Genomic DNA, 16,168 nt, shown 5'->3' with positions numbered 1-16,168 from the left:
GGACGCAGGCCGTCCGCGACGTCCTGGAGCCGCTACCTGAGCTGTGACCGTTCGCCGCGAGCGCGTTGCTCCTCTTCGGTACGGTCGAGTTGGAGGCAGGCCTCGCCGACTGGGACACCGGGCGGCGGCCCGCGCTGACTTCCCGCTCCGGCGGCGAGGGGAACTGAACGACATGACCGGCCGCGACGACCCGGCGACCGTTACGCACGTCGCCTGACCGGCAAATCTGCACCTAGGGTTTCGGCCGCCTTCCGGACAGTTATCGGGTGTCGGCCGAGCAGGCGAAGGCTTGCCCTCCGCGATCGGACTTGAGTTGAGTTGTGAGAGTTGCTCAGAACCTCCCTGAACCCAAGGCGGTGCCGCATGCCCGGCGAGCGCGACGAATTCTCCGACCAGATGTTCGCCATCCAGATCGTGACGCGACGGGCCCCCGGCGGTGGAACGGGAGCCGACGTCGTCGTGGTGGACCAGCTCCTCGTCGGGGGCCGGCCGCCGGGGCTCTATGGCGCCGCCCACAAGAGCCACCTGTCGCCCTGGCACGGCTTCACGGACATGGTGCGGTCAGAGGTGGTCGGCCAGACCCCGGCGAACGCGCTCGAGAACGTCATCGAGCTGTGCGCCTACATCGGGACACTGCCCGGGCATCGGTACGGAGAGTTGCTGCGCGACGTCCCGTATGCCTATCTCAAGAAGTCGCTGACCTGGCAGTCCACCCTCGGCAAGATGGACGAGGCCCTGGAGAGGACTCCGCTGGAGAGCGACTTCGGCTATGAGCCGAGCGAGAAGGACCGCAGCACCGCCAAACGGGTGAAGTGGACACCGGCTTCCGGTTCTTCCAGCTCCAGCTCGTCCAGCTCCAGTTCGACCTCTGACTCCACCATGTCCGGCCCGATCTCGGGCGATGGCGGCGCCGGAGTCGAGGAGGACGTCGAAGTGCCGCCCGCGATGGCCAAGGACCTGAGCCCGGCGGCGTGGTACGCGAAGGCGCAAGAACATCTCAAGAAGGCTCTCACCAGGGCCCGGTCGATGCCCGCGGTGGACAACGACAGCATCGTGGTCGAGCTGCAACGCGTCATCGTGGCCCTCCTGCACTTGCGCAACACCGTCCCGCTCACAGCGATCGACATGCCGCTGCCAGGCGGCCCACGGCCCAAGTCCACCAGGACGACCCGGGTGGAGGAGGCCGCCCTCCTCGCGGAAGAGGAAGAGCTGGCCATTCAGCCGAAGGAGGAGCTCACCGCGGCGCTCTGGGACGTCTTCGACACCCGGGCCGTATGGCACGCGGCGGATTCCGATCCCAAGCGGCTGCTGGACCCGCGCAAGTTCGGAACCGGCACGGCCTCGCTCGAAACGCTGCCGGCGCATGCCATCGCCGACCACATCCTCAGCATGGAGCTGACCTATCCGCTCTGCTGCAAGGCCACCGACTTCCGCGGCACCGCGCTGGCCGGCGTCGACAAGGTGCGGGGCGAGGAGGTCGAGCTGGCAGCCAAACTGGTCGCCGAACACCACGCCAAGCCGGTGACCCGGCCGCGCCGCGTGTTGCGTCTCGCCCCGCCCGAAGGGTACGTGGACCGGTACGAGCGGTTCGCCGTGCAACTGACCTTCACCCCGGCCCGCAAGGTCTTCGGCCTCTACGTCGGCGACCGTCCCAGGTCGATCAAGGGGCGGCACTCGACGGCCTGGGTCGCGCTGTGCGACTACACCCGGGCGTTGCTGACCGGGAAGTCCATCACCTCGATCGGCGCCCGGCTGAACCAGCAGCGCGACGTCATCAACGAGATCGCCGTGGGCGTCGGCCTGACCGGCCCGGCGCTGCTCGTTCACCGCTCAGACGACTCGGACACGCTCGCCGACGCCCAGCTCCGGGTGGCCGAGTTCCTCGCCGACCTCAACGCGCTGCCCGGCTCGATCGTGGACACCGGGGACAACGCCGACTCCGACGCCGAGCAACGCGCCCGCGACCGGGCCCGCAACGGCGAGGGCGGGATCGAGTCGCTGATCGGGCTGTTCGACAGCCGCACGATCAGCGCGGTGCTGACCTCCACGACGCCGGCGGTGATCGCGCTGCGGATCGCGCTGCACTTCCACTTCACGATCACCGCCTACGTCAACCATCCCGAGATCCACGGGCTGGCGACCGAGGCGGGGCTGGCGGCCGTGCTGCAGCCGACCGGCATCGGCTCCACCGCCGCGCACAACGTCGGCACTCGGACGCTCCGGGCACTCCGGGCCGAGCCGTACGACCCGGCGCTCTATCTCGCGGCGATCCAGGCGGCGGCGGCCGAGGAGCCCGGCACCGGTGCGAAGTCCAAGGGCAAACGGAAGGGCGACGGCGACAAAGAGTGGACCGAGGACCAGGGGTGGTGACCTGCGCTTGCCGAAAACTACGTCTGCACAGGTCAAGCGGCATGCTCGTACTCAAGCTGGAAAAGGCTCAGTGTGGACGCCCGGGGGCCACAACGTAAAGAGCACGGCTTGTTTCTGCAAACAACAGTGTGAGCACCTCCGAATACATTTTCAGATAAGGAACTAATCCCTCGTCGAGGAGTGCGCCTAGATTCTTGACGGGGGTCCCGTAACGCTGACCGGTCCGCGGATGCGGCTACTGAGTGTCATACCTGTCATAGGGTCGCGTGGTGTCAATTGGGGGAGATCGCAATTGTCTTAAGCTGCGGGTTCTTGGGCTCCTTGGGGAGCGCAAGAGGTGTTTCGTAATGAGGGAGGCGGGCGACCGGGCGTGCCGCGCGGTCGCCCGGGGCGCCGTGTTCAGCGGACGGTCAGGGCCGCCCTGGCCACCGCGTCGGCCTGGACGAGCATCGCGGCGTTCGAGGCGGGCTTCGCGCCCATGGCCGTCAGCCAGTCGACGGACTCGATCGGGAGGCCGAGCGCGAAGCGGCGCGGATGTTCACGTCCCCGCGCGTCGATGATGCGGAAGGAGCCCGCGGCGACGTCCATGCCCCGCGTCTGGTACGGCGGACCGCCGGGGGTGGGGATGCGGTAGGGGCGGCAGGCGCCGTGGGCCCGGAGGCCTCGCAGCAGGGGATCGGCGGTACGGCCGAGGTCGGGCGGCGGCAGGTGGGCCTCCAGGAAGGCGGGCGCCGCGACCGGGTCCGCGCCGGTCCGGGGTGAGGAGCCGAGGAACACGCCGGCGACCGGGTCGGCGGTCACGGTCAGGTCGGGGCCGGCGAACCGCAACAGTCCGGCGTCGGCCAGAGCGAGCATTTCGTCCACCCGCCCCGCGGGCGGGCCGCTGGCCACGGAGGCGGCGAATCCCTGGAACCAGCCGTCCAGGTCCCGGCGGTGCGACCGGCCCGTGAGGCCGCCGTGCGCGACGAGGCGGCGGACCGGTCCGCGGGTGGCGCCGAGCGCGGTCATGGCGTTCTTGAGGGGGCTGCGGCGTGCGTCGCGCGCCTGGGCCAGGTCGGCGCGCACCAGGGCTCGCACTGTTTCGTGGACGGGTTCGCCGTCAAGCGGTAGGCCGTCCAGCGGGCGGTACAGGGCGGCGAAGTCGAGGTGGACGGCCGGGTCCGGGAACGCGGAGCCGATGAGTTCGGCCATGGCCGGGTCCTCCCAGGGGAGGGCGTCGAACCGTTCGCGGAAGCGTTCGGCGGGCATCGCGCAGGCGGTGGGCTCCTCGCGGATGAGGACGTCGTAGTAGACGGCGGCGGTCTCCTTGGCGATGAGCGGCCAGACGTCGGCCCGGAAGTCCACCGGTCCGGACGCGCGCAGCCGGGCCACGGCGGCGTCGTCGAAGTAGCGGGCCGGGACCACCGGCGGCATCCGGCCGTAGTCGCCGCGCGCCAGGTACGGCACGCCGCGCCGGGAACCGGCGTACAGGACCGGCTCCCGACCGGACGGGTGGTAGCGCAGCCGCTCGCCGTGGTGCTCGAAGCGTCCGCCGCGTCCGGTCGTCAGCAGCGACATGTGGTCGAAGAAGTTCATGCCGAGCCCCCGGACGAGCAGCGGTACGCCCGGCGGCACCGCGTCGAGGGACGCGTCGAGGGGGTTGGCGGGCGGTCCGTAGAAGAGGCCGTGGTCGGCGGCGAACCGGGCGTAGGCCTCCTGCTCGGCGGTGGGGGCGAGATCGGTGTGGCCGATCGCCAGGATCACCGCGTCGACGGCCAGCGGACCCGAGCCGTCCTCCAGTGCGACGGTCTGGCGGCCGGCGGCGTCCTCGGTGAGCGCGACGGCGCGGGTCCGGTGCTCGTGGATCGTGATCCATTCCGGCGCCGTCGCCTTGACGCGGTCGTACACCCAGGCCAGGTAGTGGCCGTGGAACCGGCGGGTCGGGTGCGACCAGGGCAGCGTCCGGGCTGCCTCGTCGCGGACGGCCGGGTCGCGATGGCCGTCCCGCGCGATGCGGCGCGCCCACTCGTACAGGCTGGGGCCGGGGACGATCGGTCCCGCACAGCGCACGCTGTCGTCGGTGAACAGCGTCGTGCCGGCCGCGACGGTGTTCATCAGCAGGTGGCCGGGCTGGCCGGGCTGCCACACGTGCCCGCCGCCGGGCGGGTACGGGTCGACGACGTGCACGTCGATCCGCCGTCGTGGGGCGTTGGCGACGATGCCTTCGACGAGCGCGGTGCCGCGCGGGCCGGCCCCGACGACGCAGACGGATGCGGTCACGGTGTGCCGAGGAACGTGCGGGCCGCCGTGGTGAGGGCTTCGACGCCCGTCGGCAGCGTGGGCTCGATCACGGGGGCGAACTCGGGGGAGTGGTTGCCCGGCGCATCGCCTTCGGCGAGCCGGGCGGGGTCGGTGGCGCCGAGTCCCCAGAACACCGAGGGGACGCCGGCCGCCTCGCCGAAAAGGCCGAAGTCCTCGCCGCCGAGCATGGGGTCGAGCGCCGCGACCCGCGCGGAGCCGAAGCGGCGGGTGAACGCCTCGCCCAGGCGGGCGGTGGCGTCGGGGTCGTTGCGCAGGACCGGGTAGGAGCTGAGGGGGCGGATCCGCGGCGGGCGGGGCGCGCCCGACGCCGCGGCCTCGGCGTTGACGACGCGTTCGACGGCGGACAGCAGCGTGCGCATGACCTCACCGGTGAGTGCTCGCAGGTTCAGCGTCAGCACGGCTTCGTCGGGGATGACGTTCTCCTTGTGGCCGGCCCGCACTCGCGCCACGGTGATCACGGCCCGGTCCGCCGGTGCGACCTCCCGCGCCACGATCGTCTGCACGCGCATGATCACGGCGGCGGCGAGCACGACCGGGTCGACGCCGCGCTCGGGCTGTGCTCCGTGCGTGCCCCTGCCGAACAGCCTGACCTCCAGATTCTCGGTCGCGCCGACGACCTGGCCGGGGTGCAGCAGCAGCGTCCCCGCCGGGTGCGGGAAGACGTGCTGGGCGACCGCGATGTCCGGCGCGCCGAACCGCTCGTACAGGCCGTCGTCCAGCATCGCGCGCGCGCCGGCCGCGATCTCCTCGGCGGGCTGGAACACCGCGAGCACCGTGCCGCGCCATCGCGCTCGCGTCCGGGCGAGCCGTTCGGCCGCGCCGACCAGGCACGCCACGTGCATGTCGTGACCGCAGGCATGCATCAGCGGCACGCGCTCGCCTTGCTCGTCGGCGGCGGTCACGGTACTGGCGTAGGGGAGGCCGGTCTTCTCCAGCAGGGGCAGGGCGTCCATGTCGGCGCGCAGCAGGACGGTCGGCCCGTCGCCGTTGCGCAGCGCGCCGGCCACGCCGGTGCCGCCGATCCCGGTCGCGACGTCGAAGCCCGCCGCGCGCAGCCGTCCGGCGGCGATCCGCGCCGTCCGGACCTCGCCGAACGGCGGCTCGGGATGGCGATGCAGGTCCTGGTAGAGGGCGGCGAGATCGTCCCGGCCGCTCGTCACACTGCCGCTCGTCACGCCGCCGCCCGTCACGGCGCCCTCCGATCCAGCCGTTCGATCTGGTCGAGCAGGCGCGTGCGGGCCGCCTCGGCCTGTGCCGGACCGGCCGGTTCGCGAGGGAAGTCCGCCGGGAGATCCACCAGGACTCTCGCATAGGCCTGCGAGCGGAGCCGGGACCGCTGCGCGGCGGGCTGCCGGAACAGGGCCGCGACCAAGCGGTCCACCAGCTCGGTCGGGAAGACCGACTCCCAGGCGGCGCGCTCGGGCCCGAACTCGGTGCCGGGTTCGGCGCGGCCGGTCCGCGACGCGCGTTCCCGGCCGGTGGCGTCCTGGTCGACGGCGGAGCCGCCGGCGGCCAGCACGACGCCGTAGTCGCGGCGGGCGGCCTGGGCCGACACCATGCCGCGCCGCACGTCGGTGAGGACCGCCGCGGGGTCGCGCAGGAGCGGATCGCCGTACCCGCCGGCACCGGACGTCAACAGCGTCACGACGTCGCCGTCGTCCAGCGGCAGCACGTCGATCTTGCCAAGGGTCCGCTCCCGCTCCGTGCCGGCGTTGAGGACCAGCCGCGCGGGGACGCCCGGCCGCCCGCCGGCCACGCCCCAGGGCCGGAACCGCATGCGCTCCAGGCCGCGGGCGAGCAGCCGGGACCCGGTACCGCGCACCCGGAAGGTCAGTTCGAGTCCGCAGCCGCCGCGCCACCGGCCCGCGCCACCGGAGTCGCGCCGCAGCCCGTACCGGAGGATCTCGACGCCGATCTCGGTCTCGACGGTCTCCACCGGGTTGTTGGAGAGGTTGGAGATCCCGCTGTCGCGCCCGTCGACGCCGTCCGCCCCGTCCCGCGCGCCGGTCCCGCCGACCATCGGCTCCAGCACCTGGACGTTCTCGCCGTCCGGGCCGTGCTCGGCGACCACGACCGGGACGACCAGGCCGCTGCCCGCCGCGGGCAGGACGGACGGGGCCGCCAGCCCGAGGGCGCCGCCGAGCGCGTCGTTGACGCGGGACGCGGCCGCGTGCCGCACCCCGACGGCGGCCGGGTGCACCGCGTTCACCACCGAGCCCTCCGGGGCGGTGACCTCGATGGGCCCGATGAGGCCCGCGTTCAACGCGATCTCCGGATCGAGCGTGCAGATGAGCGCGAGCACCCGGGTGGTGATCCAGGCGTGCACGCGCCCGAGGCTGGCGATGTTGAACGCGGCGGGCACCTGCGGATCGGTGCCGGTGAAGTCCAGGTGCAGCCGTCCGCCGGTGAGCGCGGCGGTGACCGACACCCGCACGGGGACGTCCGAGACGACGTCGTCGTCGAGGTAGTCGACGAACCGGTGGGTGCCGTCGCCCAGCCGCGCCAGCGCCGCCCGCGCCTTCTCGGCGGTGTAGGCGACGAGGTCCTTCTGCGCGGCCAGCACGGTGTCCGCGCCGTGCTGGGCGATCACGGCCGCGAGCCGCTCGCGCCCGGTGGCGAGCGCGGCGCGCATCGCGCGGATGTCGCCGAGGTTGGCGTCGGGTGTGCGGGTGTTGGCGGCCAGGAACGCCTCCACGTCGCGGCTCGGCTCGCCGGCTCGGACGAGCTTCACCGGCGGGATCCGCAGCCCTTCCTGGAAGATCTCGTCGTTCACCGGGGACAGGCTGCTCGGCACCCGCCCGCCGATGTCGGAGCAGTGGATGAACGCCCACCCGTAGCCGGCGAGCCGTCCCTGGTGGAAGTAGGGCTCGATGAGCTGGATGTCGGTCAGGTGGGTGGCCAGCCCGCCGGAGGTGTACGGGTCGTTGGTGATGATCACGTCGCCGGGTTCGAGCGGGCCGGCCGCCTCGACGGCGGTCAGCACGTTCAGCCCGACGAACCCGGAGACGCCGATGCCGCGGGGGTAGGCGACGAAGCCGCCGTCGACGCCGGCGAGCGCGCAGCAGAAGTCCGCGGTCTCCTTGACGTAGAGGGACCTGCTGGTGCGCTGCAGCGTCAGGCACATCTCCTCGGCGAGCGCGCCGAGCTTGCTGCCGACGATCTCCAGGGTGACGGGGTCCAGGGTCATGGTCGCGGTCTCCGGTGCAGGTGCAGGTCGCCCGCCGCGCCGACCTCCAGCGACCAGCCGGGCGGGACGAGAACGGTCGTGTCGTCCTGTTCGACGATCACCGGCCCGGTCAGGGCGTCGCCGTGCCGCAGCCCGCCGCGGGCGAAGACGGCGGCGTCGAACCGGCCGGCCGGCAGCAGGACGGAGCGGTGCCCGGCCGGGACGGGCGCCGCCCCGCCCGCCGGGACGGCGGGACGCGGAAGCCCACCGGTCGGGGCGGTGATCGCCAGCCGCGCGGTGCCGAGTTCGATCGGCGCGTCCGGATCACGGAACCCGTAGAGCCGCTCGTGGTCGGCGTGGAAGGCCTCGGCGACCGACGCCGCGTCGAGCGCGCCGGCGTCGAGCGCGCCGGCGTCGAGCGCGCCGGCGTCGAGCGCGTCGGCGTCGAGCGCGTCGGCGTCGAGGGGGACGCGCAGCTCGTACGCCTGGCCGGTATAGCGCAGGTCCGCCGAGTACAGCAGCTCCGGCGCCCCGGTGACGGCGCCCTGCGCGGCGAGCCACGAGCGGGCCTGGGCGGCCAGGCCGGTCAGGACCTCGCGCAGGCGGGCGGCCCCCGCGTCGTCGAGCCGCTGCCGGATGCTGCGCGCCAGGTCACGGCGCAGGTCCGCGCCCGCGGCGCCGAGCGCGCAGAACGTCGCGGCCGTGGGCGGCACGACGATGTGCGCGATCCCGACCTCCTCCGCGAGCACGGCGGCGTGGGTGGGGCCCGCCCCGCCGTACGGGACGAGCGCGAACCGCGCCGGATCCAGCCCGCGCTGCGCCAGCGTCTTGCGCAGTTCGACGGCCATCCCCGCCGTCGCGACCTGGAGGGCCGCCGCGGCGGCCCGCTCGGTCGCGTCCGCACCGTCCCAGCCGAGCCGCGCGGCGACCTCGGCCAGCGCCTTGGCCGCCGCGCCCGCGTCCAGCGGCATCCGGCCGCCGAGGAACCCGGCCGGATCGACGACGCCGGCGACCAGATAGCAGTCGGTGACGGTGGGCCGGGCGCCGCCGCGCCCGTAGGCGACGGGCCCGGGGTCGGCGCCGGCGCTGTGCGGCCCGACCTTCAGCACGCCCTGCTCGTCGACGCGGACGACCGACCCGCCGCCCGCCCCGATGGCGCCGACGGCCACCACCGGCAGGATCAGCGGCAGCCCGCCGACCGTGGTGTGCGTGGCGAACTCGGGCCGGCCTCCCGTCACCACGGCGATGTCGCTGCTGGTGCCGCCCATGTCGAAGGTGACGACGTCGTCGAGTCCCGCCGCGGCGGCGAGCCGCGCGGCCGCCGCCACGCCGGACGCCGGTCCCGACAGGATCGTCTCCAGCGGCCGCTCGGCCGCGCCGGCCAGACCCAGCGATCCGCCGTTGGACGCCGCGATGTAGACCGGCGCGGTGACGCCCAGCGCGCCCAGCCGCTCCACGAGCCGGTCGAAGTAGCCGCGCATCAGCGGCTGGATGTAGGCGTTGAGGCAGGCCACCAGTGTCCGCTCGTACTCGCGCACCTCGGGCCAGACGGTGGCGGACGCGGCCAGCCGCATTCCCGGCAGCCGGTCGCGGAGCCGGGCGGTCACGTCCTCCTCGAAGGCCGGGGCGGCGTAGGCGTTCAGCACCACGACCGCCGCCGCCTCGGCGCGGGTGGCGGCCAGCGCGGCGGCCACCCGGTCGAGTTCCGCCTCGTCCGGCACGGTGGTGGGGGCGCCGTCCGGACCGAGCCGCGCACCGATCTCGACGATCCGCTCGCGCGGTACAAGCGGTTCCTCCTTGCCCGCGTACAGGTCGAACGAGGACGGCATCCGGCTCCGGCCGATCTCCAGCACGTCGCGAAAGCCCTCGGTCACCACGAGCGCGATGCGGGCGCCGCGCCGCTGGATGACCGCGTTCAGCCCGATCGTGGTGCCGTGCGTGACGCCCGCCAGCGCGCCGGGCCGCAGCCCCGCCTGCCGCAGGATGGCCGCCAGCCCGTCCGCGACGGCCCGCGACGGGTCCTCCGGTGTGCTGGGCTCCTTGTGGTGCAGGACGCGCCCGTCCGCCGGGACGGCAAGGACGAGGTCGGTGAACGTCCCGCCGACGTCGATGCCCACCCGCGGGCCGGGTGCGGGGCCGCCGGTCACAGTACCTCCGAGATCTTGGCGAACCTGTCGGCCACCACCATCACGACCACGCTCGCGACCAGCAGGACGGTCGACACCGCCGCCACCGACGGATCGAGCTCGAACTGCGCGGAGGAGAAGACGCGGAGCGGGACGGTGGTGGTGTGCGCCCCCGCCACCAGGGCGGTGACCGCCACCTCGCCGAGCGAGGTGACCGCCGCGAGCAGCGCGCCGGCGAGGATGCCGGGCCGCAGCAGCGGCAGGGTGACGGTGAGGAAGACCCGCGTGCTTCCCGCGCCCAGGCTCGCCGCGGCGCGTTCGAGCGTGGGGTCGAGCCCGGCGGCGCTGACCATCACGGCGCGGACGGCGTAGGGCAGCGCGATCAGCGAGTGGGCCAGCCACAGCCCGGGGACGGTGTCGACCAGCCCGATGCCGTGGAAGTAGTACAGCAGCCCGAGCGCCGTGATGATCTCCGGTGTCATCAGCGGGGACAGCGCGAGCGCGTGCACGGCGCCGCGCCCTGGGAAGTTGCCGCGCGCCAGCCCGTAGGCGGCGAGCGTCCCGATCACCGCGACGGTGGGCACGACGAGGAGCACCAGCAGGCCGCTGAGCCGGAAGGAGACCAGCCAGTCGGGGGAGGTGAGGACGCCGGTGTACCACCGCGTGGAGAAACCCTGCGGTGGGAAGGCCACGGAGGCGGTCGTGTTGAACGAGCTGGCGACCAACACCACCAGCGGCGCGAGCAGGAACAGGAACACGAGCGCCGCCAGGAGGCGCCCGGCGAGGGGCGCCGCCCGGTCCGCGGCGGCCCTGCGCCGCGACACCGGGGTACGGGCGGTCCGTCGGGTCTCGGCCGCGCGTTCGTCGGCCACGCGTTCGTCAGCCATGCAGGCGGCGCTCCCAGGTACGGAAGGCGGTGCCGAGCCCGGTCGTGCACAGCACCGTGATCAGCAGCAGCACGAAGCTCAGCGCGGCGGCCACCGGATAGTCGAAGACGGTCGAGATCTGGTCGTAGACGCGGATGCCGGCCAGCGGCTGGTTCGCGCCGCCCACCAGCAGCGGAGTGATGTAGATCCCCATCGCGAGCGCGAAGACGACGAGCGCGCCGCTGAGCGCGCCGGGCAGACTCAGCGGCACGGTGACCCGCGCGAACGTCCGCACCGGTCCGGCGCCCAGGACCCGGGAGGCCCGCAGGACATCGCGGTCGAGCCCGCCCAGCGCCGTCGCCAGCGGCACGATCGCGAAGGGCAGCAGCACGTGCGTCACCGACACCACGACCGCCGAGTAGCTGGTCAGCAGGTGCGCGGGCTGGTCGAGGACCCCCAGCGCGACGAGCGCCCGGTTCACCGGCCCGTTCGCGCCGAGCAGCACGATCCAGCCGTAGCTGCGCACCACGACGCTGGTCAGCAGCGGCGACAGCACGATGACGAACAGCAGCGTGCGCAGCAGGCCCGGCCGCCGCCGCGCGAGGGTGTACGCCGCCGGGTAGGCGAGCACGACGCACAGCACGGTGACCAGTACCGCGGTGAAAAGCGTGCGGACGAGCGCCTCGTAGAAGAACGGCTCGGTGAACACGCGGACGTACTGGTGGACGGTGTAGCCCGGCCGCGCCGCGTTGTTCTCGTCCACCGGGCGGAAGCTGAGCTGCAGGAGCCGGACCAGCGGCGCGACGAACAGCGCGAGGAGGAAGACCAGCAGGGGCGCCGCGTACGCCGCGCCGCGCCGGCGCGTCCGCCGCTTCCCGGGCGAAGTGTGGGCCATCGCTACCGCCCCGCCCTCAGATCAAGGACGATGAGGTCGGCGGGGTCCCAGCTGGCGGTGACGGCCGTTCCGGCGCCCGGCGGGTCGGCGCCGCCCGCCCCGGTGTCGGCGACGCGCACGGTGAGCGCCAGGCCGCCCGCCGTCCGCACCTCGACCTGCCAGGCGTCACCGGTGAACGAGCGGTAGGCGACGGTCCCGGTCAGACCGGTCACCGGGGTCGCGGCGCGCGCCCCGTTCGGACCGGCCGCCGCATCAGCCTGCGTGCCGGTGACGGGCGCCAGGCGGATCCGCTCGGGCCGGATGGCCACGACCACCTCCCGCCCGGATTCCGCGTCCGGCAGGCCGAGCGGGACCGCGACGCCTCCGACGTCCAGCGCACGGTCCGGGCGGACCGTCCCCTCCAGCACGTTGGCGGCGCCTATGAACTGCGCCACGAAGCGGCTCGCCGGCCGCCGGTACACCTCGTCGGGCGTGCCGAGCTGCTCCAGCCTGCCGCCGTTGAGCACCGCGATGCGGTCCGACAGCGACAGCGCCTCCTCCTGATCGTGCGTGACGAAGACCATGGTGGTGCCGACGCTCTGCTGGATCTTGCGCAGCTCGACGCGCATCTCCCGGCGCAGCTTGGCGTCGAGGTTGGACAGCGGCTCGTCCAGGAGCAGCACTGCCGGACGGGTGGCCAGGGCGCGGGCGATCGCCACCCGCTGCTGCTGGCCGCCCGAAAGCGCCCGGGGGCGCCGGTCGGCGAACTCCTCCAGGCCGACCAGGCGCAGCGCATCGGCCACCCGCTCCGCGCGCTCCCGCTTGGGCACCCGGTGGACGCGCAGCCCGTAGGCGACGTTGCTCGCCACGGACAGGTGCGGGAACAGCGCGTAGTTCTGGAAGACCATGCCGAGCCCCCGCCGGTGCGGAGGCAGGGCGGTGATGTCGTCGCCGTCGACCAGGACGCGGCCGCTGTCGGGCGCCACGAACCCGGCGATGGCGTTCAGCAGCGTGGTCTTGCCGCAGCCGCTCGGCCCGAGGATCGACAGGAACTCGCCGCGCCGCACCGACAGCCGGTCCAGGTCCAGGACGGGCTGGCCGTCGTAGCCGACGGCCAGATCCTCGATCTCCACGTGCCCCGCTGCGGGCCGCCCGGCTTCGACGTGCCCGGCGGCCGGTCCGCCGGCCGCGGCCGCGCCGCTCAGCGGAAGATCTCGTTCCACCGCTGCTGCCATTCGTTGAGCTTCGGCGTGGCGACGTCGTAGTCGACCCAGTGGAACGTCCGGTAGACGTCCGTGCCGTACTTGATCTTCGCCTTGAAGGCGGGACTGTAGTCGATCTTGCTGTTGGAGCCGGCGTACCAGTTCCCCTCGGCGAAGGGCTTCTGGTACGTGGCGTTCGCGATGTACCCGAGGAACTTGTAGGCCAGGTCGTTGTTCTTGCTGCCCGAGGCCAGGAAGTAGCTGCTCAGTGCGCCGACCGCGCCGGACTTCGGATAGGTGAAGCCGACCTTGCCCCCGGCCTGCGCCATCGCGAAGGCCCGCCCGTCCCAGTACGGGACCGCCCACGCCTCGCCGTTCTGGATGGCGCTCTGCACCGCCGTCGCGTTCGCCGGGTAGGACGACACACAGCCCTTCAGCTGCTCCAGCTGCTTGAACGCCCTGTCGACGTCCGCGGGGTCGGAGAGCTTCCCGCCCTGGCCGGTCACCAGGGCGCTGAAGAACTCCAGTCCCGGGTTGTAGGTCAGCGGCGGCAGCGCCACGTGCCCGCACAGGTCCTTGCCGAAGATGTCCTGCCAGTCGACCGGCGCCTGCTTGACCTTGTCGGTGCGGTAGAGCAGCCCGGTCGAGCCGATGGTCAGCGGGACGCCGTAGCTCTTCCCCGCCACCGTGGTCTTCTCGATCTCCACCGGGTCGAGGTCGCTCCAGTTGCTCACCTTCGCCGTCTCCAGCGGCTGGACCAGCTTGCCCGCCACGGCCGGACGGGCCGCGTCAGGGGTCAGCACCACCAGGTCGAACGGCGGGTTCTTGCCGCCGGCGGCGCGCAGCTTGGTGAGCCACTCGGCGTTGGCGCCCGGGACGAGGTTCACCTTGGCGCCGGTGTCCCGCTCGAACGGCTCGACGAAGGACTTCTTGAACAAGTCCTCCCACGGTCCGGAGAAGACCGTGACCGTCAGCTCCTTGCCGCCCTTGCCCGAACCGCCGGTGTCGGCGGTGTCCACCCCGCACGCCGCGGCCGCCAGCAGCGCCACCGCGCCGATGACGGCGAACGCCGATCGCCTTCCCACGTCTCACTCCTCCATGTCCGAGCCGGCACAGCGATGGGCCTCCGTCGCGCGCACGTCACCGTTCCCGAGGTCTCGGGGAACGCGGCCCTGCGAACCCGCGCTTGTCGTCGCATGTCCGGCGGACGACCGTGTCCTCACCCGGAGCACCCCACCGCGGTCGGAGGGTTGCCGCCCAGCAAGCCGGGGCTTGGCGCTGGAACTCGTGACGGCAGGAACATACCATATAAAAACGGTCTGAATACCCTGATTACGGATGACCGAAGCTCCGGAGGGCAGGGCATCCTGCCGGTCGCGGATGCGGACGCGTGTGATGGTGCGGCGATCAGCTCAACTCGGCTTCGACCGCGCGGCCGATCGCGAGCAAGGGCCGGTCGTCGAACGGCCGGCCTTCGAGGCAGGTCCCGCTGCGCCGCTGGCGGAGGGCCTGCCGGCACCGTGAGCAAGGGGAAGGCCGGCCGCGGTTCCTGGGCCCGCGGCCAACTGGATGATCGGTAAGGCCCGGATCATTCTGCGCCTGGAGGCGCGACGCTGGGCCGATCGGGGTCAGCGGCAACTGGAAGGACGCCGATCCCGACGCCGAGGGCGCGCTGGGCGTGCACGGCGCCAGGCGGGAACGCCATGCTCGGCCCGACCGGCATCGACGCGGTGATGTCCGCCAGTGCGTCGCGCAGGTAGGCGCCGCTGAACCGGAACGTGTCATGAACGCGGGCGCGCCGGACTCGAGGGCGGCGAGGTGGACGTCCATTCACCGCTCCACTGTGTTTTTCGTGCTCAGGCTGATCTTTGTATCCAATTATCGAGGAATGGTCGACAGGCCGGTTGATACAGGTATTGTGACTTCAGCCCTGAGCATAAATGAGCGACGCGGAGCGGAGTGTCGTATCGTGTCCGACTCGGCCGTGACGGCGCACCTTCGACCATCGCGGCGCTCTTCGCTACGCGCGACACAGGATTCTGCGGCGACAGCGACGAGATCGCCTTCTCGCCGAGGGGCGCACCCAGACAAAGGCCTGTAGTGTCAATTGGTTCGAGGATGAGTACTGAGCCCTACGCCCGGCATGGATCTGCGAGGTCACGGGTTCGAACCCAGTATTACCCACGTCAAGTTTCCGCAGGTCAAAGCACGTTTCGTGGTTGACCTCAGCGGTTCTCTGTTGATTTCTTCGTAGGTTCGGGAGCCAATCGGGGGGCCGCTTCGGGTCTCCCGAAGAAGTCACTCAAGCCCCCTCGGCGCCGATGTGGCCGCCGATTCACTGTCCGTTGCGGTGCATCTGTTCCGCCTTGCGCCAGCCTTCTCGGCAGGCGGCCAGGAAGGCCGATCTGCCCGCGGGGAACTTGCCGCCGCCTTCAACACCCTTGGTGTAGGACTTCTCGCAGAAGTTGGGCTGGGGGTTGTCGCCCATGGTGTAGCGCATGCCCGCGGCCAGTTGCGCCATCGTCGTGTACGTGTACTTCTTGCCGTCCGGGTCGATCATCACGATCTGCTTGCTGTTCGGGAGCTTGGGTTCGGTGGTAGTCGGCGCTGGGGTCCCGGGAGCGCTCGTTGTCGGGGTGGTCTGTACCGGCGCAGGCGTCGTCGTGGTCGCTGTCGTGGTCGCCGTCGTGGGCGGGGCGGAGGACTTGCCGGCCGCCGCGGTCTTGTCGTCGCCGTTGCACGCGACGGCGCCGACGAGGACCAGGCCGCCGAGGACGAGGTGGATCGCGATCTTCTTTGGCACGGAGGCCTCCGGAGGCAGGGGGTGTTGCGGACGGAGATTAACAGAACACGCGGCGGCACAACGATCAGGGACGATACGGCCGACGGTCCGGCTTCGCGGGTGATGACGCAGGTCGCTCCTCCACCCGTCGGCCCAGCCCGGGTCGCTTCGACCGCAAACAGCACGTTGGCCGTCTTGTACTGCCCGCAGGCCGGCCTCGGATCGTGGAGGGAAGACGAAGTTCAGGTCGTCGAAAACCACCGGGCCCTCAGTGAGCCCTTTTTCAGCAGCGGGGCGGTGACTGCTGATCGCATGATGGTCGCGGGCGGAACGAGCGAACGCCAAGCTCAAGTCATGGCGAATCCTGCGGAAGCTGCGCTGCTGCCCCTATCGCGCCGGTCACGTCGCCGAGGCCGTCCACGCCCTGCAACTCCGCGAGACCACATCACGCTGAAAGGACTCAGTGTCGGTCGGTTCGAGA

The 16,168-nt window shown here is 72.3% G+C and carries 10 protein-coding genes, 1 pseudogene and 1 riboswitch; of the genes and pseudogenes, 2 read left to right on the top strand and 9 right to left on the bottom strand.

The window, feature by feature from the left end; all coding sequences use genetic code 11:
* Positions 1-363 precede the first annotated feature (363 nt).
* Positions 364-2,370 (top strand): hypothetical protein, encoded by a 2,007-nt coding sequence (locus tag ACA514_RS00370; RefSeq protein ID WP_375038907.1) that lies wholly within the window; start codon positions 364-366, stop codon positions 2,368-2,370.
* A 399-nt stretch (positions 2,371-2,769) separates the two neighbouring features.
* Here the strand turns inward: ACA514_RS00370 and ACA514_RS00365 are convergent, their stop codons facing one another.
* From ACA514_RS00365 to ACA514_RS00325, 9 genes are all read right to left on the bottom strand, one after another.
* Positions 2,770-4,629 (bottom strand): FAD/NAD(P)-binding protein, encoded by a 1,860-nt coding sequence (locus ACA514_RS00365; RefSeq protein ID WP_375038906.1) that lies wholly within the window; start codon positions 4,627-4,629, stop codon positions 2,770-2,772.
* The gene (locus ACA514_RS00360) at positions 4,626-5,846 is read right to left on the bottom strand and encodes an amidohydrolase (protein ID WP_375038905.1); all 1,221 of its coding nucleotides are present in this window, start codon (positions 5,844-5,846) and stop codon (positions 4,626-4,628) included. The genes ACA514_RS00365 and ACA514_RS00360 overlap by 4 nt, the downstream gene beginning before the upstream one ends.
* Before the next feature lie 11 nt (positions 5,847-5,857).
* Positions 5,858-7,858: a hydantoinase B/oxoprolinase family protein gene (locus tag ACA514_RS00355; protein ID WP_375038904.1), complete on the bottom strand. Its 2,001-nt coding sequence runs from the start codon at positions 7,856-7,858 to the stop codon at positions 5,858-5,860.
* On the bottom strand, positions 7,855-9,984 hold the full coding sequence (locus tag ACA514_RS00350) for a hydantoinase/oxoprolinase family protein (RefSeq protein ID WP_375038903.1): 2,130 nt from the start codon (positions 9,982-9,984) through the stop codon (positions 7,855-7,857). The genes ACA514_RS00355 and ACA514_RS00350 overlap by 4 nt, the downstream gene beginning before the upstream one ends.
* The gene (locus ACA514_RS00345; RefSeq protein ID WP_375038902.1) at positions 9,981-10,850 is read right to left on the bottom strand and encodes an ABC transporter permease; all 870 of its coding nucleotides are present in this window, start codon (positions 10,848-10,850) and stop codon (positions 9,981-9,983) included. The genes ACA514_RS00350 and ACA514_RS00345 overlap by 4 nt, the downstream gene beginning before the upstream one ends.
* Entirely contained in the window at positions 10,843-11,724 is an 882-nt protein-coding gene (locus ACA514_RS00340; protein WP_375038901.1) for an ABC transporter permease, read from the bottom strand. Before ACA514_RS00340 ends, ACA514_RS00345 begins: the two co-directional genes overlap by 8 nt.
* Positions 11,725-11,726: 2 nt before the next feature.
* Positions 11,727-12,938, bottom strand: a complete 1,212-nt coding sequence (locus ACA514_RS00335; RefSeq protein WP_375038900.1) for an ABC transporter ATP-binding protein — start codon at positions 12,936-12,938, stop codon at positions 11,727-11,729.
* Positions 12,905-13,990: a PotD/PotF family extracellular solute-binding protein gene (locus ACA514_RS00330; protein ID WP_375038899.1), complete on the bottom strand. Its 1,086-nt coding sequence runs from the start codon at positions 13,988-13,990 to the stop codon at positions 12,905-12,907. The genes ACA514_RS00335 and ACA514_RS00330 overlap by 34 nt, the downstream gene beginning before the upstream one ends.
* A 92-nt stretch (positions 13,991-14,082) precedes the next feature.
* Positions 14,083-14,198, bottom strand: a riboswitch (SAM riboswitch).
* A gap of 1,042 nt (positions 14,199-15,240) precedes the next feature.
* On the bottom strand, positions 15,241-15,708 hold the full coding sequence (locus tag ACA514_RS00325; protein WP_375038898.1) for a hypothetical protein: 468 nt from the start codon (positions 15,706-15,708) through the stop codon (positions 15,241-15,243).
* A gap of 307 nt (positions 15,709-16,015) precedes the next feature.
* On the opposite strand from ACA514_RS00325, the pseudogene ACA514_RS00320 reads away from it, so the two are divergent.
* Positions 16,016-16,141, top strand: a pseudogene (locus ACA514_RS00320) (IS5/IS1182 family transposase); the annotation flags it as partial.
* Positions 16,142-16,168: the final 27 nt, after the last annotated feature.

The organism is Actinomadura sp. NTSP31 (assembly GCF_041951385.1).
GTDB lineage: Bacteria > Actinomycetota > Actinomycetes > Streptosporangiales > Streptosporangiaceae > Spirillospora > Spirillospora napierensis.
This window is presented reverse-complemented; position numbering and strand designations above follow the sequence as displayed.

Excerpts from the sequence above, each read along its gene's own strand:
- ACA514_RS00355 (WP_375038904.1), bottom strand. The coding sequence starts at position 7,858 with ATGACCCTGGACCCCGTCACCCTGGAGATCGTCGGCAGCAAGCTCGGC.
- ACA514_RS00335 (WP_375038900.1), bottom strand. The coding sequence starts at position 12,938 with ATGGCAGCAGCGGTGGAACGAGATCTTCCGCTGAGCGGCGCGGCCGCG.
- ACA514_RS00370 (WP_375038907.1), top strand. The coding sequence starts at position 364 with ATGCCCGGCGAGCGCGACGAATTCTCCGACCAGATGTTCGCCATCCAG.
- ACA514_RS00340 (WP_375038901.1), bottom strand. The coding sequence starts at position 11,724 with ATGGCCCACACTTCGCCCGGGAAGCGGCGGACGCGCCGGCGCGGCGCG.
- ACA514_RS00345 (WP_375038902.1), bottom strand. The coding sequence starts at position 10,850 with ATGGCTGACGAACGCGTGGCCGACGAACGCGCGGCCGAGACCCGACGG.